Source organism: Streptomyces sp., from assembly GCF_035645055.1.
Classification (GTDB): domain Bacteria; phylum Actinomycetota; class Actinomycetes; order Streptomycetales; family Streptomycetaceae; genus Streptomyces.
The window spans coordinates 49461-75144 of sequence record NZ_DASQNH010000055.1; the positions used below are offsets into that span (position 1 = coordinate 49461).

Sequence of the window (25684 nt, forward strand, 5' to 3'; positions counted from 1 at the left end):
GGGCCGAGGTGGCCGGACCGAGGGCCGGGCCGAGGGGGAGCAGACCGAGGGTTTTCCCTCACCAACCCCCTTAGGGGCTTCCCTCATTGGGAGGTCAGCGGACCGGGATCTAGCGTAAGGGGCGTGCCGCTCGCCGGGCACACGGGGGTCCGTCCCAGACCTCCGTGCCACACCCCCCACACCCGCGCGACCCCCCACCGGCAATCCCCTGAGGAGACCTCATGTTCGGGCTCACCCGTGCGAGAAAGACCGCCGTCGCCATAGCGGCCACCGCTGCCGCCGCCGCGACCGCGCTGACCGCCGCCCCTTCGGCCGTCGCCGCCCCCCAGCCCATCGTCGGCGGCACCACCACGACGACCAGCAGCTACCCGTTCATGATGCAGATCACCGACGCCTCGCAGAACCAGTTCTGCGGCGGCACGCTGGTCTCCCCGACGAAGGTCGTGACCGCCGCGCACTGCATGGTCGGAGAGACCACCAGCGGCGTCCGCGTGGTCGGCGGCCGCACCTACCTCAACGGCACCAACGGCACGGTCGCCCGGGTCAGCAAGATCTGGATCCACCCGAACTACACCACCGCCACCCGCGGTGAGGACGTCGCGGTGCTGACCCTGTCGACGGCGATGCCGTACACCACGGCCAAGTACGTCTCGTCCACCGACACCTCCGTCTACGCGGCCGGAACCACCGCCCGCGTGCTGGGCTGGGGCACCACGTCGTCGGGCGGCAGCTCCTCCAACCAGCTGCGCACCGCGACCGTGCCGATCGTCTCCGACACCAGCTGCGGCGGCTCGTACGGTTCCGACTACGTCAAGAGCGAGATGGTGTGCGCCGGATACTCCTCCGGCGGCGTGGACACCTGCCAGGGCGACAGCGGCGGTCCCCTGCTTGTCGGGGGCGTCCTGGCAGGGATCACTTCCTGGGGCGAGGGTTGCGCCCAGGCCGGTTACCCGGGTGTCTACACCCGGCTGACCACGTTCTCCAGCCTGGTGACCGCGCAGGTCAACTCGTAACGGGCGACGAGCTCCTGAGGGCACCCCTCAGGTGAATACCAGGGGGCGTTGCGGGCCTCCACGAGCGGCCCGCAACGCCCCCTTTCCATGCCCGCGGCGTCAGGCGGGGACGGTCCCGAACCGGATGTCGTAGGACCCTTCCGGATACAGCACCCTGAGCATCCGCTCCGCCTCCGCGGCCAGCTCGTCGCGCGCGGCCTCGGCCGCTTCGGTGAAGGTCTCGATCACGAGAGCGTCGTCGTACAGCCACCACACGCCCGCGAGGAAACCGTCCACGAGGAACGGACGGGAGAAGGTGTTCACCTGCCAGGTGCGGCCCCCCTGCGCGGCCGGGATCACCCGCGTGCGGTCGGCGTGGGACAGCAGCAGGTTGTCGAACTCGGGCAGCAGGCGCGGCGGGGCGGGGGTGTCCGGGTCGGGGCGCGGGGCGTCGGGCAGGTCGAAGAGCTCCACGCCGTTGGGGTCGCGGAACGTGACGAGCCGGTGCCGCAGCCGTTCGAAGACCGGGCGCATCCGGGTCAGCCCGGCCCAGGTCTGCATGTCCTGCACGGAGGCCGGACCGAAGGCGGCGAGGTAGCGCAGGACGACCGTGTCGGGGGACGCGGGCGGCTCGGCCGGGCGGTCCAGCCAGTGCTCGACGGTGGTGAGGGCGACCTGGCCGCTCCTCCCCCACAGTCCGCGCGGGGTGACCTGGACGAGCGGGAGCTTGCAGCGGGCGGCGACGGCGAGGGCCAGCGGATCGGCGTCCGGCCACTCGACGAGCAGCGCCTCGCGCAACTGCCGCATGGTGCGCGGCTCGACCTCGACCAGGTCGCGCGCGAGGGCGGCGAGCCGGTCGAGCTCGACACCGACGAGCCCCTCGCGGAACTGCTTCATGTTCACCTCCCGGTCCCGGGCGGGCTGCACCAGCGGCCGCAGGGTGAGGGCGTCGTCGGCGGTGTGCAGATGGATGGTGGAGCGCAGGGTGACCATCCGTACGACCTCGCGGTCGGCCAGCAGCCCGGACAGCTCCTCGGGCGCGAACCCGTCGAGACGGGCGGCCAGCGCGACGTACGGCGGCTTCACCTCTTGCGCCTGGAGCCCGACAAGGTGCTCCACGGCCGACTTGGCGGACATCGGCGCGCGGCGCAGCAGCAGCTGCCGGGCGAGCGTGGCCCGGTTCAGGGCGCGGGTGGAGAGCACGGGGGCGGTCGCGGCGGGCTGCGGCTTCGTCCTGGTCATGGACGGCACGCTAGCGCCAGAAGAGGCCAGATACCGTCCTAAATGGGAAACGGCCCGGGCAGCGGACGACATGGCGGTCGTCCACCGCCCGGCTAGCGGGTGCCCGGAGGGCGATGCACCCGGCGGGCGATGTGCTCAGTAGTCGATGCGGTCGGCCTTGGCCAGCCACGCGTCGAAGGGTGCCGTGCGGTGCGGCAGGTCCAGCTGCTCGACCCGGGTCGGCCACATGGACTGGGGCTTCTTGTCGAACAGGTCGTAGAACTTGCGGTCGTCGAAGCCGGCCACCGCGGCGTCGTGCCGGTCCGCGGAGTAGACGATCCGGTCGACCCGCGCCCACAGCGCGGAGGAAAGGCACATCGGGCACGGTTCACAGGACGTGACCAGGACGCAGCCCTCGAGCGAGAAGGTGCCCAGCTGCTTGCAGGCGGCGCGCATCGCGCTCACCTCGGCGTGCGCCGTCGGGTCCAGGGTCGCGGTGACCTGGTTGTTCCCGAGCGCGACGATCTCGCCGTCCTTGGCGACCAGGGCGCCGAACGGCCCGCCCCCGTTCATCACGCTGTTGGTGGCCAGCCTGATCGCCTCGTCCATCCAGGCACGCTCGATCTCCTGGATGTTCTTTTCCTGGGTCTGAGCAGTCACGGTCACTTCTTTCGGAGAGGGGAAGGGTTCCCCGGGCCTGGGGCCCGCGGGGGTTCGGCGGGGCGCTCGTCGCGGTCCTGCGGGGTGCGGGCGGGAGAGGCCGGGCCGGTCATGCGGAAGCCTCCACGGTCCTGGTGTGCGGGAAGCGGGGAGCCGTCCACGACACTCATCCCTTGCTGCGTGGCGACTCGTGTGAGGAGTACACAGCCGACCGGGCCGGGGCAGCTAGGGGTGGAAGACATGAAGACTTCCGCAGGCTGGGACCCCCGCTTCGTAGACTCCTACATGCCTGTGCGCCGGGCGCGGACGGCGGCCGGTGCGTTCGGCTTCATCACGGACCGGATTCGCGCACGCATTCCGGCCGGAGGGGTGCCGGGGGGAGCGACCGTGCGAGCGGACCGGTTCTCGTAGAAGTCCATGAAGTGCCGCTCTCCCCTGCGGATCTCTTCATGTCTTCCACCCCTGGCTGACTTCGCTCGGCTGCCTGTGTGCTCCTCACACGAGTCGGACGAACCAGGGGATCGTCCTCGCCGTGTCCACACCGCCCCCGCGCTCGGGAGGCCTCGCGCGATGCCCGAATCTCCGGCCAGGACCTGCGTCCACGTCCCTTCCGGCTCACGGTCAGCCCGCTGACAGCCCGCCGTCAGCCCGCCGTCAGCTCACCGACACCCCGCCGGCATCTCACCGAACGAAGGAGAAAGCCTGGTCCGAGACGTCGTCCGGCCGGCCGGGCATATCGAGATCGCCCGGCCGGCCCGGGGATCACCGTCACCGCCGAACCGGACGGCCTGCACGCCCGGTTGGCCGGCGCGCTGTGGGAGGCGCTGCCGCGACGGAGCGAACGCCGCGCGCCCAGCCTTTGGTGTCGTGACCCCGGGCCCGCAGATCCGCGGACAGGGCCGCTCGGGCCTGGGGCCCGAGGATGCCGTCACCCGCCAGGCCCCTGCCGCTCCGGCGGTGGCCGGTGCGGAGGGCCGGACGTAGAGTGGAGTTGAATTCCGCCCCTCCCGGAGCCGGCCATGACCAGCCAGGACAAGCTCCCGATCATCTACGTCAGAGGATTCGCGGGCGATACTTCAGGAATCAACAAGGCCGTCACGGATCCCTTTTACGGCTTCAACGAAGGATCCACGCATGTGCGGGTGGGCCCGGGCGAGAAACCGACCTTCCATCAGTTCGAGAGCCCGCTGCTCCGCCTCCATCTCGACGAGGGCTACCACATTCTCGTCGAAGGCGGCCAGGAAGCCTATCTGGATACGCACCCCGAGATTCCGGCGAACAGCATCTGGGTCCATCGCTTCTACGACGCGTCGGCCACCAGCTGGGGCGCGAAGCCCAAGGAATTCCGCCTGGAGGACGCCGCCACCGATCTGCTGCGGCTGATCGAGAAGATCAAGGGGAAGAGCGGTGCGCCCCGGGTGCACCTGGTCGCGCACTCCATGGGCGGGCTGGTCTGCCGCTGCCTGTTGCAGAAGGTCCTCCCCGGCCGCGGCATCGACCCGGTCGAGCACGTGGACAAGCTCTTCACCTACGGCACACCGCACGGCGGGATCTCCTTCGACGTGGGCTTCGGTCTCTTCGAGCGGCTGCGGGACACCTTCGGCATCCAGGGCGGCGACATCTTCGGACCGCGCCGGATGTACGCCTACCTGACCCCCGACGCCGAGCGGCGCGGCGACGAGCCCCCGGACGACTGGGACGCCCGGGCCATGCCCCAGGGGCCGGGGAGGTTCCCGGTGGAGCGGGTGTTCTGCCTGGTCGGCACCAACCCGGGCGACTACGACGTGGCGTTGGGGATGTCCGCCGGCATGGTCGGCGCCCGCAGCGACGGCCTGGTGCAGATCGACAAGGCCGCGGTGCCGGGCTCCCACGGGGCGTTCGTGCACCGCAGCCACAGCGGCCGCTACGGGCTGGTGAACTCCGAGGAGGGCTACCAGAACCTGCGCCGTTTCCTCTTCGGCGACCGCCGGATCGAGGCCGCGCTGGCCGGCCACCGGCTGTCCGCCGACCGCGACGTCAGCTGGCAGGCCGAGGTGCTGCTGGCCATCCGGGGCCTGCCCGTCGTGGTGCACGAACGGCAGGCCGCCCACTGGTGCCCCCTACCGCTGCCGAAACCCGTCGCCGAGGGCGCCGACACCCCGCCCGTGCCGCTGACGACCACGTTCCTGAGCACCGACCTGCCGCGCCCGGCCGACAGCCCCACCATGCGGTACGCCCTGCATGTGCGGATCCTGTCGCTGCGGGCGAGCAACCGGATCCTCAGCTTCGGCGACCATCTGGAGCAGACCGCCGACTTCGACGACTCCCTGGTGGTGGACGTCGGCAGCGGTGCGATGCCCGGGATCTGGGCGACCTGGAACTCGCTGATCCCCGGCACGATCAAGGACCACGAGCCGCAGGGCCGCCCGCTGACCGACGAGGACCCCGCCGCCGACCGCTGGGTCGCGCACATCCCGTTCCCCGAGACGGCCCGGTCGCTGCTCGGCGAGGAGGCGAGCATCCGCCTCTCGGCGACGCCCTGGCGGTGAGGGCCGCTCCCACCCGTGCGCGCCGTCAGACCTCCAGCACGCGCGCAGACGTTCCGGTCGCGGTGGTAGCCGTCCTCCGCCTCGGCGTCCAGGGAGACCAGCCCGCCCTGCGCGCAGACGGTGTCGGGTGCCGCGTCCAGCCACCAGTTGACGAGGTCGAAGTGGTGGGTGGACTTGTGCACCAGCAGACCGCCCGAGTTCGTCTTCTCGCGGTGCCAGCGGCGGAAGTAGTCGGCGCCGTGCCGCAGGTCCAGCAGCCACTCGAAGTGCACGGAGCCGATCTCGCCGATCTCTCCGGCGGCGAGGAGTTCCCGTACGGCCGTGTGGACGGGGCTGTAGCGGTAGTTGAACGCCACCCGCACCGGACGCCCGGTGCGGCGCCGGGCGTCGAGGACCCGCCGGGCGCGCTCCGCGTCGGTCGTCATCGGCTTCTCCGTGACCACGTCGCAGCCCGCCTCCAGCGGCCCGCGTGGGCGGCGGAGACCCACTCGTTGTGGACGGCCATGCGGTGGGCGGTGGTGTCGCAGAAGCCGACCAGGTCGACACGGTCCGCGTACGGGCCGGACAGCGCCTGCGAGTAGAGCCGGGCACGGGAGCCGAGGCCCACCACGGCGCAGCCGCGGCGGGACGCGGGGGCGGCAGTCATGTCCCCAGGGTCACAGATCGGAGCAATCGCTTTCTGGAGGGGGTGGGTCCAGGAGAGGGAGACCGGCGGTTGAGGTGCGGCCCGGCCGGGCACTCGGCCCGCCGTGACCGCGCCGCGGAGGATTCTGCTCACCGGGTGGTTCAGCTTCCACCACGGGGAGGCCACCGCCGGGGACGTACTGGCGCTGGCCCGGGTCGAGGAGGTGCTCGGCCGGGCGGGATGGCCCTACGACGTCGTCTGGAGCCCCGGTTTCCGGCCCCGGGCACCGCACCTTGACGAGGTGCGGCCCGAAAGCTACTCACATCTGGTGTTCGTCTGCGGTCCCCTGCACGGGCCGCAGATCGAGGACCTGCACCGGCGGTTCGCCCACTGCACGCGGATCGCGGTCGGCACGTCCGTGCTCGACCCCGGTGCCCCGGCCGTCACCGGGTTCCACCGGGTGGTGGCCCGCGACGCGCCCGGCACCGAGCCGGTGACCGACCTGGCGGCGCGGGCACCGGCCGACCCCGTCCGGCCCGTGGCCGGGGTCGTCCTCACCCACGGACAGCACGAGTACGGGGCACAGCGGCGGCATGACCTGGTCGCCGAGCGGGTGACCCGCTGGCTGGCCGGCAAGGACTGCGCCCGGCTCGAACTGGAGACCCGGCTCGACATCCGCGACTGGCGGCTGTGCGCGACACCCGCCCAGCTCTCCTCCGTCCTCGCCCGCCTCGACCTCGTCGTCACCGACCGGCTGCACGGTCTGGTGCTGGCACTGCGCGCGGGCACACCGGCGCTGGCCGTCGACCCCGTCGCGGGCGGCGCCAAGGTCACCGCCCAGGCCCGCGCCTGCGCCTGGCCCGCGCTCCTGCCCGCCGAGGGCCTGGACGCGGAAGGGCTGGAGCGGTGGTGGGAGTGGTGTCTGGGGCCGGGACGGGAGGCGGCGCGGCGGGCGCGGGGGGAGTTCGCCGGGGGCGGTGCACGGGATGGTGCGGACGATCTGCTGTCCGCACTCGTCGACGGTCGCCCACCGCGGGCCGGAAGGGCGACGTAGACGGTCCGCCGTCTGCCGTCACTCGCTCGCAGGATCCGGTCCGCTCGGGGCCGCGATGATCTGGACGGTCTACTGTCTGCGGCCGACGTGGACGGGTCGGTGACGGTGGACGGTGGACAGGGGATCCCGGACACAGGACGCAGCCGTCGACCCGCTGTCCGCGGTCGACAGTCGCCCGGCGCCACGGTCAGCAGGCCCGTCTCAGCCGGGTGTGCGCGGCGCGTCAGGCATCAGAGCGCGGGCGACAGCCGACAGGTCGGGAACGACCTCTGCGGCGGACTCGGCGTCCCCCGCGCCCTCCTCGGCCCCCTGCGCTCCGCTCCCCCGCCTCGGCAGCAGCAGAGCCCGGGCGCCCACCCGTTGCGCGGCCTCGGCGTCGGCGGCGGTGTCGCCGACTAGGGCACAGGCGGCGGGGGCGGTGCACAGCCGTCCGGCGGCCCACAGCAGCAGGGTCGGGTCTGGGGCGCAGCAGCGGCAGTCCTCTTCGTCGGCGGCGTGCGGGCAGACGGCCCAGACGTCGAAGGGACCGAGGAGTTCCTCGACGCGGGTGTCGACGCGGCGGGTCTCGGCCTCGGTGAGCGGTCCGCGCAGGGTGATGACGCCGGTGCGCAGACCGCGCCGGCGCAGCTGCCCCAGGGTCTCGGCGGCACCGGGCGCCGGGCGGACGTCGTCGGGCGACCGGGGGGCGCCTTCGAGGAGAACGCCGTCGCGGTTGAAGAGCACGGCCTGGACGCGGGTCATGCGGCCACGTCCCGCCAGGGCGGCGCGGAGCGGTGCCGCCATCGTCCGGCGAGCCGGTGCCAGATGGCGGCGGGCGGGTTGAGCGCACTGGTGACGAGCAGGGTGGTCACCTCGTCGCGGGTGCGCGGTCCGGGGGCGATGCGGGTCCGGGCGATCGCGGCGGTGCCCGCGGCCCAGCCGAGTCCGGCGGCGAGGGCGGCCCGCCGGTGTCCGGCGAGGGCCAGGGCGCAGGCGGTGGCGCCGGTGGCGGTGACGGCGAGCGGGGCGGTCGGGCGGTTGGGGGGTGCGACGGCCCGGTGCCACCAGCGGGGGCCGTGCAGCCGCCGCATGAGGGCGTCGTCGGCGTGGCGGCGCTGGGCTCGCAGGGAGGCGGCCCAGCGCGCGGCGGGGGGCGCGGGCATCCTGCTGGTGCGGCGGCCCTGCCGGATGCGCAGTCCGGTGTCGAGGAGCCGCAGGGCGAGGTCGATGTCGGCGTGGTGGGCGCAGTGGAAGCGTTCGTCGAAGCCGCGGGCCTGTTTGAGGGCGTCGGTGCGGTAGGCCATGTCTGCGGTGCCCCAGCGGGCGCGGGCGCGGGCGGTGGCCTCGCGTTCCGTCTCGGTGGGGGCGCGCCCGCCGGGCAGGGGTACGGCGATGACCCCCTGGCTGCCCGCGATGTCCGGGGCGTCGGCGGCGAGGTCGCGGTCGAGCTGGGCGCACCAGTGCGGGCCGGGCTGGACGTCGTCGGCGAGGAAGACGGCCCAGGGTGCGGTGACTGCGCGCAGGCCGGTATTGCGGGCGGCGGCGGGGCCGCGGCCTCCGGAGGCGAGCACGGTGGCGCGCGGTCGCAGGTCGCCCAGGACGCCGAGGGGGTGGTCCAGGGAGCCGAGGTCGGGGTGGGCCCGGTCGTCGACGAGGACGATCTGCCGCGGCTTGGGGCCGTTGGAGGCGGCGAGCGCGGCGAGACAGTCGGCGAGGGAGTCGGGGGCGAGCGTGGGGATCACCACGGCGTAGGCGGTCATACGCGGCCCCTTCCGGCGTCGGCTCCCCTGGCACGGAGTGTGCGCCAACCGCGCACGTACCGCGCGCGGACTGCTCTTTCGCGGGTGCCAACGTGCGGCCGGATCAAACGACGCAGCCCGTTCCGGGGCACGGCGAAAGGACTATAAACCGTGCGTATACACGCGATATATAGTCCCGGCATGCTTTCTGCGACCAAGAAGATGAAAAGAAGAGGGACCGGGTTCCGTACGGCGGCGATCGCGTCCGCGGCCCTCTCCCTGGCGCTCGTGCTGACGGGGTGCACCAGCCTGGACACCACCGCGCCGAGCGCCGTCCGCGCCGAGGCCGCGGACGGCGCCGAGGCGGCCGGTTTCGGGACCGTGGACTGCCGCCGGGCCAAGTGCATCGCGCTCACCTTCGACGCCGGCCCCAGCGAGCACTCCGCGCGGCTGCTCGACATCCTGAAGGACAAGCAGGTCCCGGCGACCTTCTTCCTGCTCGGCAAGCGGCACATCGAGAAGTACCCGGAGCTGGTGAAGCGGATGGCCGACGAGGGCCACGAGGTCGCCAGCCACACCTGGGACCACAAGATCCTCACCAGCCTCGACGAGGACGAGATACGCGAGGAACTGGAGCGCCCGAACGAGGCGATAGAGCGCCTGACCGGCCGCCGCCCCACCCTCATGCGCCCGCCCCAGGGCCGTACGGACGACACCGTGCACGAGATATGCCGGGACCTGGGGCTCTCGGAGGTGCTGTGGACGGTGACGGCGAAGGACTACACGACGAACGACTCCGCGCTGATCAAGAAGCGGGTCCTGGACCAGGCCGGCCGGGACGGGATCATCCTGCTGCACGACATCTACGACGGGACCGTGCCGGCCGTGCCCGGGATCATCGACGCGCTGAAGGAGCGCGGGTATGTCTTCGTGACCGTGCCGCAGCTGCTGGCGCCCGGGAAGGCGGAGCCGGGGAAGGTGTACCGGTAGGCGAAGGAGCACCGGTAGTCGAAGGAGCACCGGCAGGCGCGGGCGCCTCCCTAAGATCGTCGCGTGGTCACCTTCACCCTGGAGCGCACCGTACCGCTCCCCCTGCCCGAGGCCTGGCGCCGGCTCACCGAGTGGCCCCGGCACGCGGACGCCGTCCCGCTGACCCGCGTCCGGATGCTCACTCCCCCGCCCAGCCGGGCCGGAACGGTCTTCGTGGCCCGCTCGGGCATCGGACCGCTCTTCTTCGACGACCGGATGGAGGTCACGGTGTGGCAGCCGCCGGGCGACGACACGCCGGGGCGGTGCCGTCTGGAGAAGCGCGGCCGGCTCGTCCTCGGCTGGGCGGAGCTGGAGGTCCGGCCGGGCCCCGGCGGGCGGACGCGGGTGATCTGGCGGGAGGAGTTGGGCGTACGGCTGCTGCCCGCGCTCTTCGACCGGCCACTGGAGGCGGCGGCGCGGGCGGTCTTCGGACGGGCGGTGAACCGGCTGCTCAGACAGCCGGTGAAGACGCGACGGGACTAGCAGACACCACCGGACCGAACGAAACGACCTATCCACGGCCCACGTTCGACGTCCCGCTGCTCCGGCTCGGGCCGCACCCACCGGCCGGACGGGGCGCGGCGGCGCCCGCCCGGACCGAGGTGAGTGCGTGGACGGAGATGAGTGCGTGGACCGAGGTGAGTGCGTGGACCGCCCCTTCCGCACAGCCGCCGGAGAGCGACCCGATCGCCGTGTGGAAGGGGCGGTGCGGACCGGGCGCTAGTGCACGCCCAGCCAGCTCTCGATGGGGTTGAGGGCGAAGAACACCACGAAGATGGCCGTCAGGGCCCACATGAACGCGCCGATCTCCCGGACCTTGCCCTGGGCGGTCTTGATGGCGACGTAGGAGATGACGCCGGCGGCGACACCCGCGGTGATGGAGTACGTGAACGGCATGATCACCACGGTCAGGAAGACCGGGATGGCGGTGGCGCGGTCACCCCAGTCCACGTGACGGGCGTTCATCATCATCATGGCGCCGATGACCACCAGGGCCGCCGCGGCGACCTCGCCGGGCACGATCGCCGTGAGCGGGGTGAAGAAGAGGCAGGCCGCGAAGAACAGGCCGGTGACCACGGAGGCCAGTCCGGTGCGGGCACCCTCGCCGACGCCGGTCGCCGACTCGACGAACACGGTCTGGCCCGACGCCCCCGAGACGCCGCCGATCGCGCCGCCCGCGCCGTCGATGAACAGCGCCTTGGACAGGCCCGGCATCCGGCCCTTCTCGTCGGCCAGCCTGGCCTCGGTGCCGACGCCGATGATGGTCGCCATGGCGTCGAAGAACCCGGCGAGCACCAGGGTGAAGACGATCATGCCGACGGTCATCACGCCGACCTCGCCCCAGCCGCCGAACTCGACGTTGCCGAAGACCGAGAAGTCGGGCATCGAGAGGGCGCTGCCGTGGAGTTCGGGCGCGCCGCTCGCCCACTGCTTGGGGTCGATCACCCCGGCGGCGTTGAGGATCACGGCGAGCAGCGTGCCCCCGACGATGCCGATGAGGATGGCGCCGGGAACGTTGCGCGCCTGGAGCATGAAGATGCCGAGCAGGGTGACGGAGAACAGCAGCACCGGCCAGCCGGCCAGTTCACCGACGGGGCCCAGGAGGAGCGGGCCGCCGCCGAGGTCCGGGTTCTCGTGCACGAACCCGGCCTTGACCAGGCCGATCAGGGCGATGAACAGGCCGATGCCCATGGTGATGGCGTGCTTGAGGGCGAGCGGGATGGCGTTCATGATCATCTCGCGCAGGCCGGTGACGACCAGCAGCATGATGACCACGCCGTACATCACGCACATGCCCATCGCCTGCGGCCAGGTCATCTGCGGGGCGACCTGGGAGGCGAGGACTCCGGAGACGGAGAGGCCGGCGGCGAGGGCCAGCGGCACCTTGCCGATGAACCCCATCAGCAGCGTGGTGAGGGCCGCCGCGAACGCGGTGGCGGTGATCAGTGCCTGCTGACCGAGCGTGTCCCCCGCGGCGTCCTTGCCGGACAGGATGAGGGGGTTGAGCAGGAGGATGTACGCCATCGCCATGAAGGTGGTGATGCCGCCGCGCACCTCACGCGCGACCGTGGATCCTCTGTGGGTTATGTGGAAGTACCGGTCGAGCCAAGACCGTCCGGCCGGGACGCGGGTACCCGTGCCCGCGTCCTCCGCGACGGTCTTCGGCTCCAGTGACTGCTGGGTCATGTGGGCCTACTCCCAAGGTTCAAAGGGGCACCCGCGAGGGATCCGCCATGGTGGCGGCTGCGGGATTTGGGAAGGTGCTTCGGCCGCACGACCCGGGGGACGGCCCGAGACGAACGATCAGTCGTGCTGTCCAAGTCCCGCGAGCGGTGCGGTCCTTGGGGTGAGTACTCCGGGCGGCGCCGGGAGGCTGTGACGTTCCTGTTGCGCCGCCCGGAGGGTCTTATCCGGTGCCGGCCAGGTGCTCGGGGCGGACCGGCGTCCGGTTGATCTCCCGCCCGGTCGCGTCCCGGATCGCCGCGAGGACGGCCGGGGTCGACGACAGGGTGGGGGCCTCGCCGACGCCGCGCAGCCCGTACGGGGCGTGCGGGTCGGCGCGTTCGAGCACGTCGACCGGCATGGGCGGCGTGTCGAGGATCGTGGGGATCAGATAGTCCGTGAAGGAGGGGTTCCTCACCTTCGCCGTCCTCGGGTCGACGACGATCTCCTCCATCACCGCGATGCCGAGACCCTGGGTGCTGCCGCCCTGGATCTGGCCGATGACGGACAGCGGGTTGAGCGCCTTGCCGACGTCCTGGGCGCAGGCCAGCTCGACCACCTTGACCAGGCCCAGCTCGGTGTCGACCTCGACGACCGCGCGGTGCGCCGCGAAGGAGTACTGGACATGGCCGTCGCCCTGGCCGGTGCGCGGGTCGAAGGGCTCGGTCGGCCGGTGCCGCCACTCCTCCTCGGCCTCCACCACCTCGCCGTCGAGGACGTCCACCAGGTCGGCGAGGACGTCGCCGCCATCGGTCACGACCTTGCCGTCCGCCAGGAGGAGTCCGGCGGTGGCCCAGGCCGGGTGGTGCGAGCCGAACTTGTGGCGGCCGATGTCCAGGACCCGCTCGCGGACCAGCTCGCAGGCGTTCTTCACGGCGCCGCCGGTGACGTACGTCTGCCGGGAGGCGGACGTCGATCCGGCGCTGCCCACCCGGGTGTCGGCCGGGTGGATGGTCACGCGGGCGACGCCCAGTTCGGTGCGGGCGATCTGCGCGTGGACGGTGACACCGCCCTGGCCGACCTCCGCCATCGCGGTGTGCACCGTCGCCACCGGTTCCCCGCCGGCGACCTCCATGCGCACCTTGGCGGTGGAGTAGTCGTCGAAGCCCTCGGAGTAGCCGACGTTCTTGATGCCGACCGCGTAACCGACACCGCGGACGACGCCTTCCCCGTGTGTGGCGTTGGACAGGCCACCGGGCAACTGCCGTACGTCGGTGCCCTCGCTGGACTCCCACTGGCGCTCCGGCGGCATCGGCATCGCCTTGACGCGGCGCAGCAGATCGGCGACGGGGGCCGGGGAGTCGACCGGCTGCCCGGTCGGCATGATCGTCCCCTGCTCCATGGCGTTGAGCTGCCGGAACTCCACCGGGTCCAGGCCGAGTTCCTTCGCCAGCTTGTCCATCTGCGCCTCGTAGGCGAAGCACGCCTGGACCGCGCCGAAGCCGCGCATGGCGCCGCAGGGCGGGTTGTTGGTGTAGAGGGCGAGGGCCTCGATGTCGACGGCGTCGACGGCGTACGGGCCGGCCGACAGCGAGGAGGCGTTGCCGACGACCGCCGGGGAGGTGGAGGCGTAGGCGCCGCCGTCCAGGACGATCCGGCACGTCATATGGGTGAGCTTGCCGTCCTTGGTGGCGCCGTGCTCGTAGCGCAGCTTCGCCGGGTGGCGGTGGACGTGTCCGAAGAAGGACTCGGACCGGTTGTAGACGATCTTGACCGGTTTGCCGGTGCGCAGGGCGAGCAGGCAGGCGTGGATCTGCATCGACAGGTCCTCGCGGCCGCCGAACGCGCCGCCGACGCCGGCCAGCGTCATCCGCACCTTCTCCTCGGGCAGGCCGAGCACGGGCGCGATCTGGCGCAGGTCGCTGTGCAGCCACTGGGTGGCGATGTACAGGTGGACACCGCCGTCCTCCTCCGGCACGGCGAGGCCGGACTCGGGGCCGAGGAAGGCCTGGTCCTGCATGCCGAAGGTGTACTCGCCCGTCACGATCACATCGGCCCGCTCGCGCGCCGCCGCCACGTCGCCGCGGACGATCGGCTGGCGGTGGACGATGTTCGGGTGCGGGACGTGACGCAGGTGGTGGTCGTCGCGGTTCTCGTGGACGAGGACCGCGTCGGGAGCGAGCGCGGCGCCCTCGTCGGTGATCACCGGCAGCTCCCGGTACTCCACCCGGATCCTGGCGGCGGCGCGGCGGGCGGTCTCCGGGTGGTCGGCGGCGACGATCGCGACGGGCTCTCCGTGGTGGCGGACCTTGCCGTGGGCGAGGACCGGGGTGTCCTGGATATCCAGGCCGTAGGTGCGCACGCCGGTGGGCAGGTCGTCGTACGTCATGACGGCGTACACGCCCGGTGTGGCCAGCGCCTCGGAGGTGTCGATCGACACGATCTCGGCGTGGGCGACGGTGGAGCGCAGGATCTGGCCCCAGAGCATGTCCTCGTGCCACAGGTCGGACGAGTACGCGAACTCGCCCGTGACCTTCAGGGTCCCGTCGGGGCGGAGCGTGGACTCGCCGATGCCGCCCTGGGCCCGGAAGCCCTGGGTGATCTTGGTGGGAACGCCGGTGGTCGGCATGGTCGGACCCCTCTGACTACCGGGACGCCGCCAGGCGGACCGCGTCCATGATCTTCTCGTAGCCGGTGCACCGGCACAGGTTGCCGGAGAGCGCCTCGCGGATGTCCGCGTCGGCCGGATTCGGGTTGCGCTCCAGGAGTTCGTCGGCGGCGACGAGCAGCCCCGGGGTGCAGAAGCCGCACTGGACGGCGCCGGCCTCCAGGAACGCCTGCTGGATCGGGGACAGCTCGGCGCCCTCGCCGGTCTGCGAGTCGCCGCCCCGGGCCTGCCACCGCCCGGCGTCCTGCGGCGGCGTACCGCGGGCGCCGGTGCCTCGGCCCTCGGCCCGGCGCTTGGCGTGGCCGGCCAGCCCTTCCACGGTGACGACGTCGCGGCCCTCGGCCTGCCCGGCGGCGACCAGGCAGGCGCAGACCGGCACGCCGTCCAGGCGCACGGTGCACGAGCCGCACTCGCCCTGCTCGCAGGCGTTCTTCGAGCCCGGCAGGCCGAGCCGCTCCCGCAGCACGTACAGCAGGGACTCGCCCTCCCAGACGTCGTCGGCTTCCTGCGGTCGTCCGTTGACGGTGAGGTTGACGCGCATCACGCGGCCCCCTTCGAGGTGCGGCGGGCGCCGCGGTACGACTCCCACGTCCAGGTGAGCGTCCGGCGGGCCATCACGCCGACCGCCCGGCGGCGGTAGCTCGCGGTGCCGCGGACGTCGTCGATCGGGTCGCAGGCGGCGGAGCACAGGTCCGCGAACCGCTGGGCGACCGACGGGGCGATGGTCTCGCCGCTGTCCCAGAGGCCGCTCTCCTCCAGCGCGGCGTCCAGGAACTGTTCGGCGGCCTTCGCCCGGACCGGGGTGGGGGCCGCCGAGCCGATGCCGGTACGGACCGTGCGGGTCTCGGGGTGCAGGGCGAGCCCGAAGGCGCACACGGCGATGACCATGGCGTTGCGGGTGCCGACCTTCGAGTACTGCTGCGGGCCGTCGGCCTTCTCGATGTGCACCGCGCGGATCAGCTCGTCGGGGGCGAGCGCGTTGCGCTTGACCCCGGTGTAGAAGTCGTCGATGGGGATACGGCGGCTGCCGCGAGCCGCGGACTCCACCTCGACCTCGGCGCCCGCGGCCAGCAGGGCCGGGTGGGCGTCGCCCGCCGGGGAGGCGGTGCCGAGGTTGCCGCCGACGCCGCCGCGGTTGCGGATCTGCGGGGAGGCCACGGTGTGCGAGGCCAGTGCCAGGCCCGGCAGCTCGGCCCGCAGGTTCTCCATGATCCCGGTGTACGGGACGGAGGCTCCCAGACGCACGGAGTCCTCGCCGGTCTCCCACTCGGTCAGCTCGCCGATGCGGTTCAGGTCCAGGAGGTACTCCGGCCGGCGGTGATCGAGGTTGATCTCGACCATGACATCGGTGCCACCCGCGATCGGCACAGCCGTGGGGTGCGCGGCCTTCGCGGCGAGCGCCTCGTCCCAGCTGGCGGGGCGAAGGAAGTCCATGATCGGCTCTCTTCTTCGTCTCGTGGGGGTCGTGCAGATTGAGCCAATCCGTGTGCGGTGGTCCCGGCTCGTTCATGTGTCGTCAACGCGGATAGGAGCCAGTACACAGCGCCGTGCTCCGAGCGGGTCAGTCACCGAAACCATGAAGGAGTTGGCTGGCCACGGCGGTCATCTTGTAGATTCGTATGAACAAAGGTCCTCAGTAACCTCTCTGTTTTCCTCTGGAAACGCCCGGTCCGTCCCGCGTGACCTGGGGCACCACCGAGGAAACGGCGAGCAACCGCACCGGACGACCATGTGTCGGTCCGTCGAACGGTCCGCGGACCGAACCCCACCACCACCATCAGTTTCATCGTAAGTTTCGAGACAAAGAACGGCGGCGACGAGAATGCGGCTGCGCGCACTGCTGGACACCGACGCGCTGGGCCTCAGGCTGCTCGGCGGCGAGGACGAGCTGGACCGCACCGTGCGGGGTGTGATGACCACCGACCTCCGGGACCCCAGCCGCTACCTCTCCGGCGGCGAGCTGGTGCTCACCGGCCTCGCCTGGCGCCGGGACGCCGCCGACTCCGAGCCCTTCGTGCGGATCCTCGCGCAGGCCGGGGTGGCGGCCCTCGCGGCCGGCGAGGCAGAGCTGGGCGACATCCCCGAGGACCTGGTGACGGCCTGCGCCCGGCACCGGCTTCCGCTGTTCGCGGTGCACGAGTCCGTGGCCTTCGCCACGATCACCGAGCACGTCGTGCGGCAGGTCTCGGGCGAACGCGCCGGAGACCTCGCGGCCGTCGTCGACCGGCACCGGCGGATGATGACCTCCGGCCCCGCGGGCGGCGGCCCCGACGTGGTCCTCGACCTGCTCGGCTCCGACCTGGACCTGCGCGCCTGGGTGCTGTCGCCGACCGGACGGCTGATCGCCGGGTCCGAGGCCGCCGGGCCCGCGCTGCCCGCCGAGCTGTGCGCGAAGCTCGCCGCCGAGCACCTGGCCGCCGCCCGCACCGGCCGTCGCGGCCCGCACCGGGTGCCGGTCGGCCCGGCGACCTACTCCCTCTTCCCGATCCGCAGCAGCGGTCGCTCCCCGCAGGCCGCCCGGGACGTACGCGAGACCGTGCTGTCCGACTGGGTGCTCGCCGTCGAGGCGGACGCCGGGGACTGGGCCGAGGAGCGGCTCGACCTGCTCCAGGGCGTCACCCAGCTGATCGCCGTGGAACGCGACCGCCGGGACGCAGCGCGCACCGTGCGGCGGCGGCTCGCCCAGGAGGTGCTGGAGCTGGTGCAGACCGGCGCCGCGCCCGCCGAGATCGCCGCGCGGCTGCGGGTGGCGGCCCCCGTGCTGCTGCCCGGCCTCGGCGCGGCCCCGCACTGGCAGGTCGTCGTCGCCCGGGTCGAGTGGGACGGCGGCGAGACGCGGACGGGCCCGGTCGCCCAGTCGCTGCTCGAGGAGATCCTGGTCGACCCGCTGGCCACCGGCCCCGAGCCCTCCGACCGCATCGCCGTCGCGCACTCCGGCGACGAGGCCATCGCCCTCGTCCCGCTGCCCGCCGTCTCCGCCGAGCACGACGGCTCGGAGACCGGCGTCCTCGCCGACACCCTGCTGGCGGCCGTGCGGGAGCCGCTGTCGGCCGGCCTGGACGGCGACGGGCGGGTCACGCTCGGCGTCAGCGCGGCCGTGCACTCCGCCGAGGGGCTGCGCGGCGCCCTGGAGGAGGCCCGCCACGCCCGCCGGGTGGCGGCGGCCCGCACCGGCCGGGTCTGCGCGGCCGGCCACCAGGAACTGGCCTCCCACGTGCTGCTGCTCCCGTTCGTCCCCGACGACGTCCGCCGCGCCTTCACCGCCCGGCTGCTGGACCCGCTGCGCGACTACGACCGCCGCCACCGCGCCGAGCTGATCCCGACCCTGGAGGCGTTCCTGGAGTGCGACGGCTCCTGGACGCGCTGCGCCTCCCGGCTGCACCTGCACGTCAACACGCTGCGCTACCGAGTGGGCCGCATCGAGCAGTTGACGGGCCGTGACCTGTCCCGCCTGGAGGACAAGCTGGACTTCTTCCTGGCGCTGCGCATGAGCTGAAACCTTCGCGGGCGAGAGTCCCACGACTTTGTGAAATCCTTCACCCACCCTCTTGGCCGGGCCGGTGGATCCGTGCTGAGATGCGGCCACCACTCAACAGCTCGATGGCGTGCTCGGGGAGGGCGAGGTGGCGTATACCGCCATGTCTGGTAACGGAACGACCGCCGGTGACGATCCACTCCAGACCGCGGTATGGCGGCTGCGCTCGCGGGCCTGCTGGGCCGACGCCGCCGCACTGCTCCAGCCGGTCACCGCGGCGGCGGCCCTGCAACGGGCCGCGCTGCTGGTGGAGCGCTGCCTGTACACCGAGCAGGGCTGGGAGGAGGCCGAGGACGCGCTGCGCACGGCCGAGGCGCTGGCCCACGACGACGCGGAACGGGGCGCCGCCGCTTGTGAACGCGGGTACTTGGCGTACGCCGCCACGCTGCTCGCGGTGCGCGACCGCGCCGACGAGGCGCGCGCCGCGCTCGGCCGGGCGGCCGCGCTGATCCCTCCGGGGTCGCCGGCCCGTGCCCTGCTCGACTTCCGCCGGGGCCTGCTCGCGGAGAACCTCACCCGCTCCCCGCAGGCCGCCCTTGCCGCGTACCGCCGCGCCCACACGGGCGCCACCGCCCACTCCGACGCGCTGCTGCTCTCGTTCACCTGGCGGCACCTCGCCGGACTCGCCCTGCGCGACGGCGAACTGGCAGAGGCCCGGCACGGGTTCGCCGAGTCCCTGCGCATCCGCGAGGAACTGGGCTACCTGGTCGGCACGGCCCCGGCGCTCGCGTCCCTCGCGGACGCGGAGACGGAACCCGAGGCCTCCCGCCTGCGCGAGGAGGCCCGCCGCCTCTTCCATCTCCTGGGCGGTGTCCCCACCTGGCTGGCCCGCCGGCTCACGCCCCAGACCCCGGACGCGGCGACGGCGTGAGGACCGGCGGGCGCGCCCACGCCGGGCGCGTTCACCCGAGCCGGCTCAGCGCCGTGGGCGGCGCGGGTGCGTCGTGGGCGGCGCGGGTGCGTCGTGGCTCGTCGCGCAGTTCCCCGCGCCCCGCAGGAAGCTCCGCCGAACGCCGGTGTGGCGGCCACCCGAGATCGGGTGACCGCCACAGGCACCTCAGGCGTCGGCCGCCCCAGCGGCCACCCAGGCCACGGGCAGTCTGCCGCCCAGGGCGGCACGGGTGGGCGCGGGCGGCACTGGCGGGCGCGGGCGGCACCCGGCAACGCCGGGCCGCCCTCCCCGCCCCCGGCCGGCCCCGGCCCGGGTCCGGCTAGAACGCACCCGCGCCGAAGTGCTCCCCCACCCGCACCCGCACACCCTCCACGTCTCCGGCGATCAACGCGTCCAGCAGCCCCACATGCTGTGCCGCGTCGGCCATCAGCGCGGTCCGCGCGCGCCCCACCGCCGCCCCGCCCAGCGGCCACTGCGCCCGCCGGTGCAGATCGTCGGCGATCCGCACCAGCTGCGCGTTGCCCGCGAGCCCCAGCACCGCCCGGTGGAACGCCCGGTCCGCCTCGGCGTACGTCACCCCGCACCCCGACGCCGCCGCCCGCACCGTGGCCTCGGCCAGCGGTCGCAGCTCGGCCCACCGCGCGGCCGGCACCGTGCGGGCGAGCCGCAGCAGCATGGGCACCTCGATCAGGGCCCGCACCTCGGCCAGCTCCGCCAGTTCGCGCGCGTCCCGTTCGACGACCCGGAAGCCCCGGTTGGGGACGACCTCGACGGCCCCTTCGAGCGCGAGCTGCTGCATGGCTTCGCGGACCGGCGTCGCCGAGACCCCGAACCGCTCGCCCAGCGCGGGCGCCGAGTACACCTCGCCGGGCCGCAGGTCTCCGGTGACCAGCGCGGAACGCAACGCCTGGAGGATCTGCCCGCGCACGGACGAGCGCTGCACGACGGGGCGGACGGGCTCCGCCGTCGGCCGTGTCCGCGGCATCGGCCGCTCACTGTGCGTGTGCTCGCCCCGGGCCGGGGCGCCGTCGCCGCCGGACCGCCCCGGTGCGGACACCGCGGCGCGTCCCTGCGGGGGTACCCGCGCGGCGGACGTTTCACCGCTGCCCGCCGGGAGATCCGCCGACGCCCCGGGCCCCGTCTCGGCGGGGCCGTGCGCGGCCTGCTTCACGGGTCCTCCTGGCGGGCTTGTCGGTGGTTGCCGGTGATTGCCGGTGGTTTCTGAGGTCGGGGAGATTACGGGCGGTTGTTACTCATCCGTCAAGCACCTTAGGCGGACAACGCGGTAGTTCAAATTTCCGAGAGATTGGGTAAGGTAAGGCTTACCTCTTCTCGATCTCGAATCGGTGGTCCCGGTATGCCTGTGCCCTCGTCGGCCGTCGCGGACGCGTACGTCCGCCTCACCGAGGCGTTCCCGGGTCTCGCCATCACCGAACTGGGCCCCGGGGACCCGGCCCCCGAGGGGGGCGGATGGGTCTCCGCCGCCTCGCTCGCGGAGGGCACGGACGCCCTCGACGCCTTTCTGGCCTGGGACGACGCCCAGGTCGTCCGGGACTACGGGCAGCAGGCGCGCCCGGACGTGATCGCCAGCTTCGGTCTGCACCGGTACGCCTGGCCCGCCTGCCTGCTGATCACCGTCCCGTGGTTCCTGCACCGCCGGGTCCCCCGCTATCCCGTGACGCGGGTCTCGTTCGACCGCTCGGCCGCCGGCCTCTCCGTCGGCCGCATGGCCGTACGGCCCGCCGGCTTCGCCTGTCTGGCCGGTGACCCGGCCGCCGCGCTGCCCGGCGCCCGGGTGGTCGCCGGCGAGGAGGCGCTGCGCGCCGAGGTGCGGGCGGCGGTCGCCGAGCACCTGGAGCCGGTCCTCGGCGGCTTCGGCCCGCGGATGCGCCGGCGGGGCCGCGCGCTCTGGGGCATGGCGACGGACGAAGTGGTGGAGGGGCTGTGGTACGTGGCCCATCTGCTGGGCGAGCAGGAGCGGGCGCGGCACGAGCTGGAGCTGCTGCTGCCGGGGGCGACGAAGCCGTACGTCGGCTCGGCGGCCTTCCGTGAGCTGACCGGCCCGGACGGCGAGTCGCTGCCCACCCGGGACCGGGCGAGCTGCTGCATGTTCTACACCGTGCGCCCGGAGGACACCTGCGCCACCTGCCCGCGCACCTGCGACGCGGACCGGATCGCCAAGCTGACGGCGGCCGCCGCGGCGTGACCTGGCGTCACTTCCGTCCCGGGAGATCACCCATGAACCGGACGCCCGCCCGGCCACACCGGGTGCACCACTCCCTCCCGTAGGGCGCGACCCGTCCCGGAACCACTCGTCCGAATGGTTTTGCTCGAACTCAACCACCATGTGCCGTACGGCAGTTCGGGGGGAATGGCGCCCTGGGCGTCCCTCTCGCACTCCCTTGGCGCCCTCTTGCCGCGAAAGCCCCTGAGGCCCTGCGGGTCTGGGCCACTATGGCGGGCGTTACGCCCTATCCCAAGGCAAGGGACCACCGGATGAGACTGACCGAGATATCGCTGAACTGGCTGCTTCCGGGCGCCGTACTGCTCCTGGGCATGCTGGCGGCGGTGGCGGTGCTCGCGCGCGGCAAGCGGACCGCGGGGAAGGACGCGCGCGCCGACGACTCCTGGGAGCGCAGCGAGGAGCGCCGCAGACGCAAGGAGGCCGTCTACGGCACCGTCTCCTACGTCCTTCTCTTCTGCTGTGCCGCGGTCGCGGCGGCGCTCTCCTTCCACGGCCTGGTCGGCTTCGGCGAGCAGAACCTCGGCCTCTCCGACGGCTGGCAGTACCTGGTGCCGTTCGGGCTGGACGGCGCGGCGATGTTCTGCTCGGTGCTCGCGGTCCGCGAGGCCAGCCACGGTGACGCGGCGCTCGGCTCCCGGATACTCGTCTGGACGTTCGCCTTCGCCGCCGCCTGGTTCAACTGGGTGCACGCGCCCCGTGGCGCCGGCCACGCCGGCGCCCCCCACTTCTTCGCGGGCATGTCCCTGTCCGCCGCCGTGCTCTTCGACCGGGCCCTGAAGCAGACCCGCCGGGCCGCCCTGCGGGAGCAGGGCCTGGTGCCCAGGCCGCTGCCGCAGATCCGGATCGTGCGCTGGCTGAGGGCCCCGCGGGAGACCTACCGGGCCTGGTCCCTGATGCTCCTGGAGGGTGTGCGCAGCCTCGACGAGGCGGTCGAGGAGGTGCGCGAGGACAAGCGCCAGAAGGAGCAGGAGCGGCTGCGCCGACGTGACAAGGAGCGCCTGGAGCGTGCCCAGCTGAAGGCGATCAGCCGCGGCCACCGCGGCTTCGTCGGCCGGGGCGGCGGACGGCAGGTGGACTTGTCGCCGGTGGAGCAGGGCTCCGAGATGGTCTCCGCGGAGCCTGCCATATCGGCGCCGGAGCCCCTGCCGGTACGCTCCCGGCCCTCCCTGCAGCCGGTCCGCGGCCTATCCGCTGACCCGGTCCGGGTCGACCTCACCGCGGAGGACGACACCCAGGCGCTGCCGCGCCTCGACCACCTGGAGCGCAAGCTCAAGGACTTGGAGCAGCAGTTCGGCTAGGCCGGACCGGGGGCCGGGCGACGACGGGACGGGGTGTGGCCGCACGGGCCGCGCCCCGTCCCGTCCGCCGTCTCCCTCGCCTCGCTCCCTACGCGGCGTCCGCGTCCAGCTCGAACCAGACCGACTTGCCCACCGCGTGCGGCCGTACGCCCCACGCGGCGGCCAGCGACTGGACCAGCAGCAGGCCGCGGCCGTGCGTACCGTCGTCGGCGGCCGGTACCCGCAGCCGGGGCCGGCGGGCCACGAAGTCCCGTACCTCCACCCGGAGGCCGCGCGGACCCACGGTGGCCGTCAGGATCGCCTCGTCGTCGGTGTGGACCAGCGCGTTGGTGACGAGTTCGCTGGTCAGCAGCTCCGCCACGTCCGAGCAGCCGGGACTGCTCCCCCAGTGCCGCAGCAGTTCGCGCAGCGCCCGGCGGGCCTCCGGGACGGCCCGCAGGTCCGCCCGCTCCAGTCTGCGCCTCAGTTGCGGCGCCGGGGCCTGCTCCGCCGCGCCGTCGGTCTCTTCCTCCGCCGTCCCCGTCGAGAAGGCCCCGACCGTGGTGGGCCCGCCTCCTCGTACCTGCCTCTTCATGTCCCCCGCCCGCGTGCCGATGTCGGTTTCCCTCCTGCTCGAACACGTTCACGGGGATCCATGCCCAGTGGGTACCGGGCCAGTCCTGCGGGATCGCCGACGACCGGGTGTTCGGCCACGGCCGGGGCGGCCAGGGACGGCCTGAGCGGCCATGGGCCGCGTGTCCGGCCGTGCGGCCGACCGGCGGAGATCGGCTCAACTGTCTGTTGCGGACTGCCGATCCGGCCGTACGCAGCCAAGAGGCGGGGCGGGTGTTCTCCGGGTGGCAGTCGTTCGCCGTCCGGTACCGCCCGGACACCGGCGGGGTGAAAGTGGCCGGAATGCGACCGTCGGAGCGTGGTGTGCGGTCAGTAGAGCTTGTTGACCGCCGTGGCCGTGGTCTTACGGAAGGCGCGGACCGGAGCGTCCCCGAAGTCGCCCAGCTGCGACCATTCCACGACGGTCACCGTGCGCCCGTCGCGCCCCACCGACAGCAGCCGGATATCCGTGGCACCCCAGGACGTCTCGGTGTGCAGGCCGTGCACGCGGGCGCCCTCCTCGGCGCGGACCCGGCCGTAACCCCGGTAGGTGGCCTCGGCCTCGGGGTCGCCCCGCTCGACGCGGTCCGCGCAGGATCGGATCAGCGCGTTCATCCGGTCGGCCAGCGCCTTCGCCTTGGTGGCGGAACCGGTGACCACGGTGAGCTGGCGGGCGGCGGCGTCGAGGTCGGTGTGGAACGGGCGGTAGCGGGAGTCGTAGCCCGGGAACACCTCGTCCAGACAGAGCCGCAGCTCGTCGGGCACGCCGTCGGTGACCTGCCCGGCGGTCCAGGCCGAGGAGGGGTGCGGCGGCAACTCGGCGGCCGAGAGGAAAGCGGGCGCGGGTGCGGCTCCCGCGGGGGTGGCGAGCGCGGTGAGGCCGGTGACTGCGGCGACGGCGAGCGCGGCGAGCGCGCCGGCTCGGGTGCGGACGGGCATGGGTCTCCCCCTGTGCGACTGGGTCGGTGGATGCACCCAGAGCATCGGCGGGCGGCGGGAACGCGCGCAACAGGAGATGCCGCTTCGCTCGGCATGGAACCATCCCACCCCGCCTGACGTGCACGTACAGGGAGTTCCTGGGATGCCGTCCCGGGGACACGAGCGCATCGGGGGAAGGGTGTCCGGACAGGACGACGGTGTCGCCGGGTTCGCGGCGCTGCTGCGAGACCTGAAGGAGCGTACGGACCGCAGTTACGGTTCGCTGGCCCGCCGGCTGCAGATGAACACCTCCACGCTGCACCGCTACTGCGCCGGTGACGCGGTGCCGCAGGACTTCGCCCCCGTGGAGCGGTTCGCCGCGCTGTGCGGCGCGACGCCCGAGGAGCGCGTGGAACTGCACCGCCGCTGGCTGGCGGCGGTGGCGGCACGCCGGCGACCGCGGGCGGAAGAGGCCGTGCCCGCACCGGTGGACGCACCGCCCCCGCACGCAGCACCGGCAGTTCCGCCGAAACCAGAACCGGAAGCAGAACCGAAAACAGGATCGGAACCAGGACCGGAACCAGGACCGGAAGCAGAACCGGAAGCAGGATCGGCACGGGTGTCGGCGCCCTGGTACCGCCGCCGACGCCTGGCCGTCGGCCTCGCCGTCGCCTGCGCCTCCCTGGCCGCGGTCGGCAGCCTCGCCGCGCTGCCCACCGACCGCGGCACCTCCGCGGAGGTGGCTCCGTCAGCCCGTACGACGGTCGCGGCACCCACCACCGGGGCACCGGGCAGCCCTCCGCCCCGCACGCCGTCCGCGTCCCCTGACGGGACCCGGGCCGCCCCCGGCCCGTCCCCGGCGGGGACGGGCCCTTCCCCGGCGACCCCACCGACCCGCCCGCCGGCGGCGCCCTCCCCCGCCGCTCCGGCCGTCCCCCTCGCCTGGACCGCCGACTCGCAGGTCTGGGCGCACGGCTGCGGCCACGACTACGTCATCGGCGGGCCGCCCGCCCAGGTCCCGCCGCCGCCCGCCCCGCAGGACGCCGGGACGTGGGCGGCGGCGCAGGGGGCGGTGCACGGCCGCGAGACCACCGTGCGGATCTCCGTGCAGGGCCTGTCCGCCACGGCCGTGGTCCTGGAGGCGCTGCGGGTGCGGGTGGCCGGGCGTGCCGAGCCCGCGCCGGGTCATGCGTACGCCATGGACGAGGGCTGCGGCGGCGCGCTCACGCCCCGGCACTTCGCGGTGGACCTGGACCAGGACCGGCCGCTCGCCCGCGCGGTCGCCGGAAACGACGCGGGCACACCGATCCCGGCGGTCCGCATGCCGTACCGGGTCTCGGCCGGGGACCCGGAGGTGCTGCTGGTCACCGCGCGGACGGCGGGCTGCGACTGCCGCTGGTTCCTGGAGCTGGACTGGTCCTCGCAGGGCCGCACCGGCACGGTCCGGATCGACGACCACGGCCGCCCGTTCCGCACCAGCGCCATCGAGGGCCTGCCCCGCCACGCCTACGACACCTCGGCCCGCCGCTGGGCGCCCTACGTCTAGC

The 25684-nt window shown here is 73.3% G+C and carries 22 protein-coding genes and 1 pseudogene; 10 read left to right on the forward strand and 13 right to left on the reverse strand.

Features of this window, described 5'->3' with window-relative positions; genetic code table 11:
- Positions 1 to 221: 221 nt before the first annotated feature.
- Positions 222 to 1013 (forward strand): serine protease, encoded by a 792-nt coding sequence (locus VE614_RS18385; RefSeq protein WP_324937837.1) that lies wholly within the window; start codon positions 222 to 224, stop codon positions 1011 to 1013.
- 99 nt (positions 1014 to 1112) lie between these two features.
- Here the strand turns inward: VE614_RS18385 and VE614_RS18390 are convergent, their stop codons facing one another.
- Together VE614_RS18390 and VE614_RS18395 are read right to left on the reverse strand one after the other, a co-directional pair.
- On the reverse strand, positions 1113 to 2234 hold the full coding sequence (locus tag VE614_RS18390) for a winged helix DNA-binding domain-containing protein (RefSeq protein WP_324937839.1): 1122 nt from the start codon (positions 2232 to 2234) through the stop codon (positions 1113 to 1115).
- A gap of 135 nt (positions 2235 to 2369) precedes the next feature.
- On the reverse strand, positions 2370 to 2822 hold the full coding sequence (locus VE614_RS18395) for a nucleoside deaminase (protein WP_414719600.1): 453 nt from the start codon (positions 2820 to 2822) through the stop codon (positions 2370 to 2372).
- 1070 nt (positions 2823 to 3892) lie between these two features.
- Between VE614_RS18395 and VE614_RS18400 the strand changes: the two genes are divergently transcribed.
- Entirely contained in the window at positions 3893 to 5401 is a 1509-nt protein-coding gene (locus VE614_RS18400) for a hypothetical protein (RefSeq protein WP_324937843.1), read from the forward strand.
- 131 nt (positions 5402 to 5532) lie between these two features.
- On the opposite strand, the pseudogene VE614_RS33775 reads toward VE614_RS18400, so the two are convergent.
- A pseudogene (locus VE614_RS33775) lies at positions 5533 to 5826 on the reverse strand (Gfo/Idh/MocA family protein); the annotation flags it as partial.
- On the reverse strand, positions 5823 to 6047 hold the full coding sequence (locus tag VE614_RS33780) for a hypothetical protein (protein ID WP_414719597.1): 225 nt from the start codon (positions 6045 to 6047) through the stop codon (positions 5823 to 5825). The pseudogene VE614_RS33775 and the gene VE614_RS33780, both read right to left, overlap by 4 nt.
- A gap of 103 nt (positions 6048 to 6150) precedes the next feature.
- On the opposite strand from VE614_RS33780, the gene VE614_RS18410 reads away from it, so the two are divergent.
- Entirely contained in the window at positions 6151 to 7080 is a 930-nt protein-coding gene (locus tag VE614_RS18410) for a polysaccharide pyruvyl transferase family protein (RefSeq protein WP_324937845.1), read from the forward strand.
- 201 nt (positions 7081 to 7281) lie between these two features.
- On the opposite strand, the gene VE614_RS18415 is transcribed toward VE614_RS18410, so the two are convergent.
- Both VE614_RS18415 and VE614_RS18420 read right to left on the reverse strand, forming a co-directional pair.
- Positions 7282 to 7821 (reverse strand): HAD-IIIA family hydrolase, encoded by a 540-nt coding sequence (locus VE614_RS18415; protein ID WP_324937847.1) that lies wholly within the window; start codon positions 7819 to 7821, stop codon positions 7282 to 7284.
- Positions 7818 to 8819, reverse strand: coding sequence for a glycosyltransferase family 2 protein (locus tag VE614_RS18420; protein ID WP_324937849.1), 1002 nt, complete (start codon positions 8817 to 8819; stop codon positions 7818 to 7820). The genes VE614_RS18415 and VE614_RS18420 overlap by 4 nt, the downstream gene beginning before the upstream one ends.
- A gap of 201 nt (positions 8820 to 9020) precedes the next feature.
- Between VE614_RS18420 and VE614_RS18425 the strand changes: the two genes are divergently transcribed.
- A complete protein-coding gene (locus VE614_RS18425; protein WP_414719601.1) occupies positions 9021 to 9788 on the forward strand; it encodes a polysaccharide deacetylase family protein in 768 nt (255 codons plus the stop codon).
- Between the two features lie 63 nt (positions 9789 to 9851).
- A complete protein-coding gene (locus tag VE614_RS18430; RefSeq protein WP_324937854.1) occupies positions 9852 to 10310 on the forward strand; it encodes an SRPBCC family protein in 459 nt (152 codons plus the stop codon).
- 237 nt (positions 10311 to 10547) lie between these two features.
- Here VE614_RS18430 and VE614_RS18435 read toward each other — a convergent pair whose 3' ends face one another.
- The 4 genes from VE614_RS18435 to VE614_RS18450 form a co-directional block, all read right to left on the reverse strand.
- A complete protein-coding gene (locus tag VE614_RS18435) occupies positions 10548 to 12014 on the reverse strand; it encodes an NCS2 family permease (RefSeq protein WP_324937856.1) in 1467 nt (488 codons plus the stop codon).
- 220 nt (positions 12015 to 12234) lie between these two features.
- The gene (locus VE614_RS18440; RefSeq protein WP_324937858.1) at positions 12235 to 14619 is read right to left on the reverse strand and encodes a xanthine dehydrogenase family protein molybdopterin-binding subunit; all 2385 of its coding nucleotides are present in this window, start codon (positions 14617 to 14619) and stop codon (positions 12235 to 12237) included.
- 16 nt (positions 14620 to 14635) lie between these two features.
- Complete coding sequence (locus VE614_RS18445; protein WP_324937860.1) at positions 14636 to 15199, reverse strand: (2Fe-2S)-binding protein; 564 nt, start codon at positions 15197 to 15199, stop codon at positions 14636 to 14638.
- Complete coding sequence (locus VE614_RS18450; protein WP_324937862.1) at positions 15199 to 16092, reverse strand: xanthine dehydrogenase family protein subunit M; 894 nt, start codon at positions 16090 to 16092, stop codon at positions 15199 to 15201. Before VE614_RS18450 ends, VE614_RS18445 begins: the two co-directional genes overlap by 1 nt.
- Positions 16093 to 16480: 388 nt before the next feature.
- Here VE614_RS18450 and VE614_RS18455 point away from each other — a divergent pair, with 388 nt between their 5' ends.
- A complete protein-coding gene (locus VE614_RS18455) occupies positions 16481 to 18154 on the forward strand; it encodes a PucR family transcriptional regulator (protein ID WP_324937864.1) in 1674 nt (557 codons plus the stop codon).
- A 142-nt stretch (positions 18155 to 18296) separates the two neighbouring features.
- The gene (locus VE614_RS18460) at positions 18297 to 19064 is read left to right on the forward strand and encodes a hypothetical protein (RefSeq protein ID WP_324937865.1); all 768 of its coding nucleotides are present in this window, start codon (positions 18297 to 18299) and stop codon (positions 19062 to 19064) included.
- Positions 19065 to 19404: 340 nt separating this feature from the next.
- Here the strand turns inward: VE614_RS18460 and VE614_RS18465 are convergent, their stop codons facing one another.
- On the reverse strand, positions 19405 to 20256 hold the full coding sequence (locus tag VE614_RS18465; protein ID WP_324937866.1) for a GntR family transcriptional regulator: 852 nt from the start codon (positions 20254 to 20256) through the stop codon (positions 19405 to 19407).
- Positions 20257 to 20442: 186 nt separating this feature from the next.
- Here VE614_RS18465 and VE614_RS18470 point away from each other — a divergent pair, with 186 nt between their 5' ends.
- Together VE614_RS18470 and VE614_RS18475 are read left to right on the forward strand one after the other, a co-directional pair.
- A complete protein-coding gene (locus VE614_RS18470) occupies positions 20443 to 21291 on the forward strand; it encodes a (2Fe-2S)-binding protein (RefSeq protein ID WP_324937868.1) in 849 nt (282 codons plus the stop codon).
- Between the two features lie 290 nt (positions 21292 to 21581).
- Positions 21582 to 22628: a DUF2637 domain-containing protein gene (locus VE614_RS18475; protein ID WP_324937870.1), complete on the forward strand. Its 1047-nt coding sequence runs from the start codon at positions 21582 to 21584 to the stop codon at positions 22626 to 22628.
- An 88-nt stretch (positions 22629 to 22716) separates the two neighbouring features.
- On the opposite strand, the gene VE614_RS18480 is transcribed toward VE614_RS18475, so the two are convergent.
- Positions 22717 to 23202, reverse strand: coding sequence for an ATP-binding protein (locus VE614_RS18480; protein WP_324937872.1), 486 nt, complete (start codon positions 23200 to 23202; stop codon positions 22717 to 22719).
- A gap of 347 nt (positions 23203 to 23549) precedes the next feature.
- On the reverse strand, positions 23550 to 24158 hold the full coding sequence (locus VE614_RS18485; protein ID WP_324937874.1) for a hypothetical protein: 609 nt from the start codon (positions 24156 to 24158) through the stop codon (positions 23550 to 23552).
- 142 nt (positions 24159 to 24300) lie between these two features.
- Here VE614_RS18485 and VE614_RS18490 point away from each other — a divergent pair, with 142 nt between their 5' ends.
- Positions 24301 to 25683, forward strand: coding sequence for a helix-turn-helix domain-containing protein (locus tag VE614_RS18490; RefSeq protein ID WP_414719598.1), 1383 nt, complete (start codon positions 24301 to 24303; stop codon positions 25681 to 25683).
- The last annotated feature ends 1 nt before the right edge of the window (position 25684 follow it).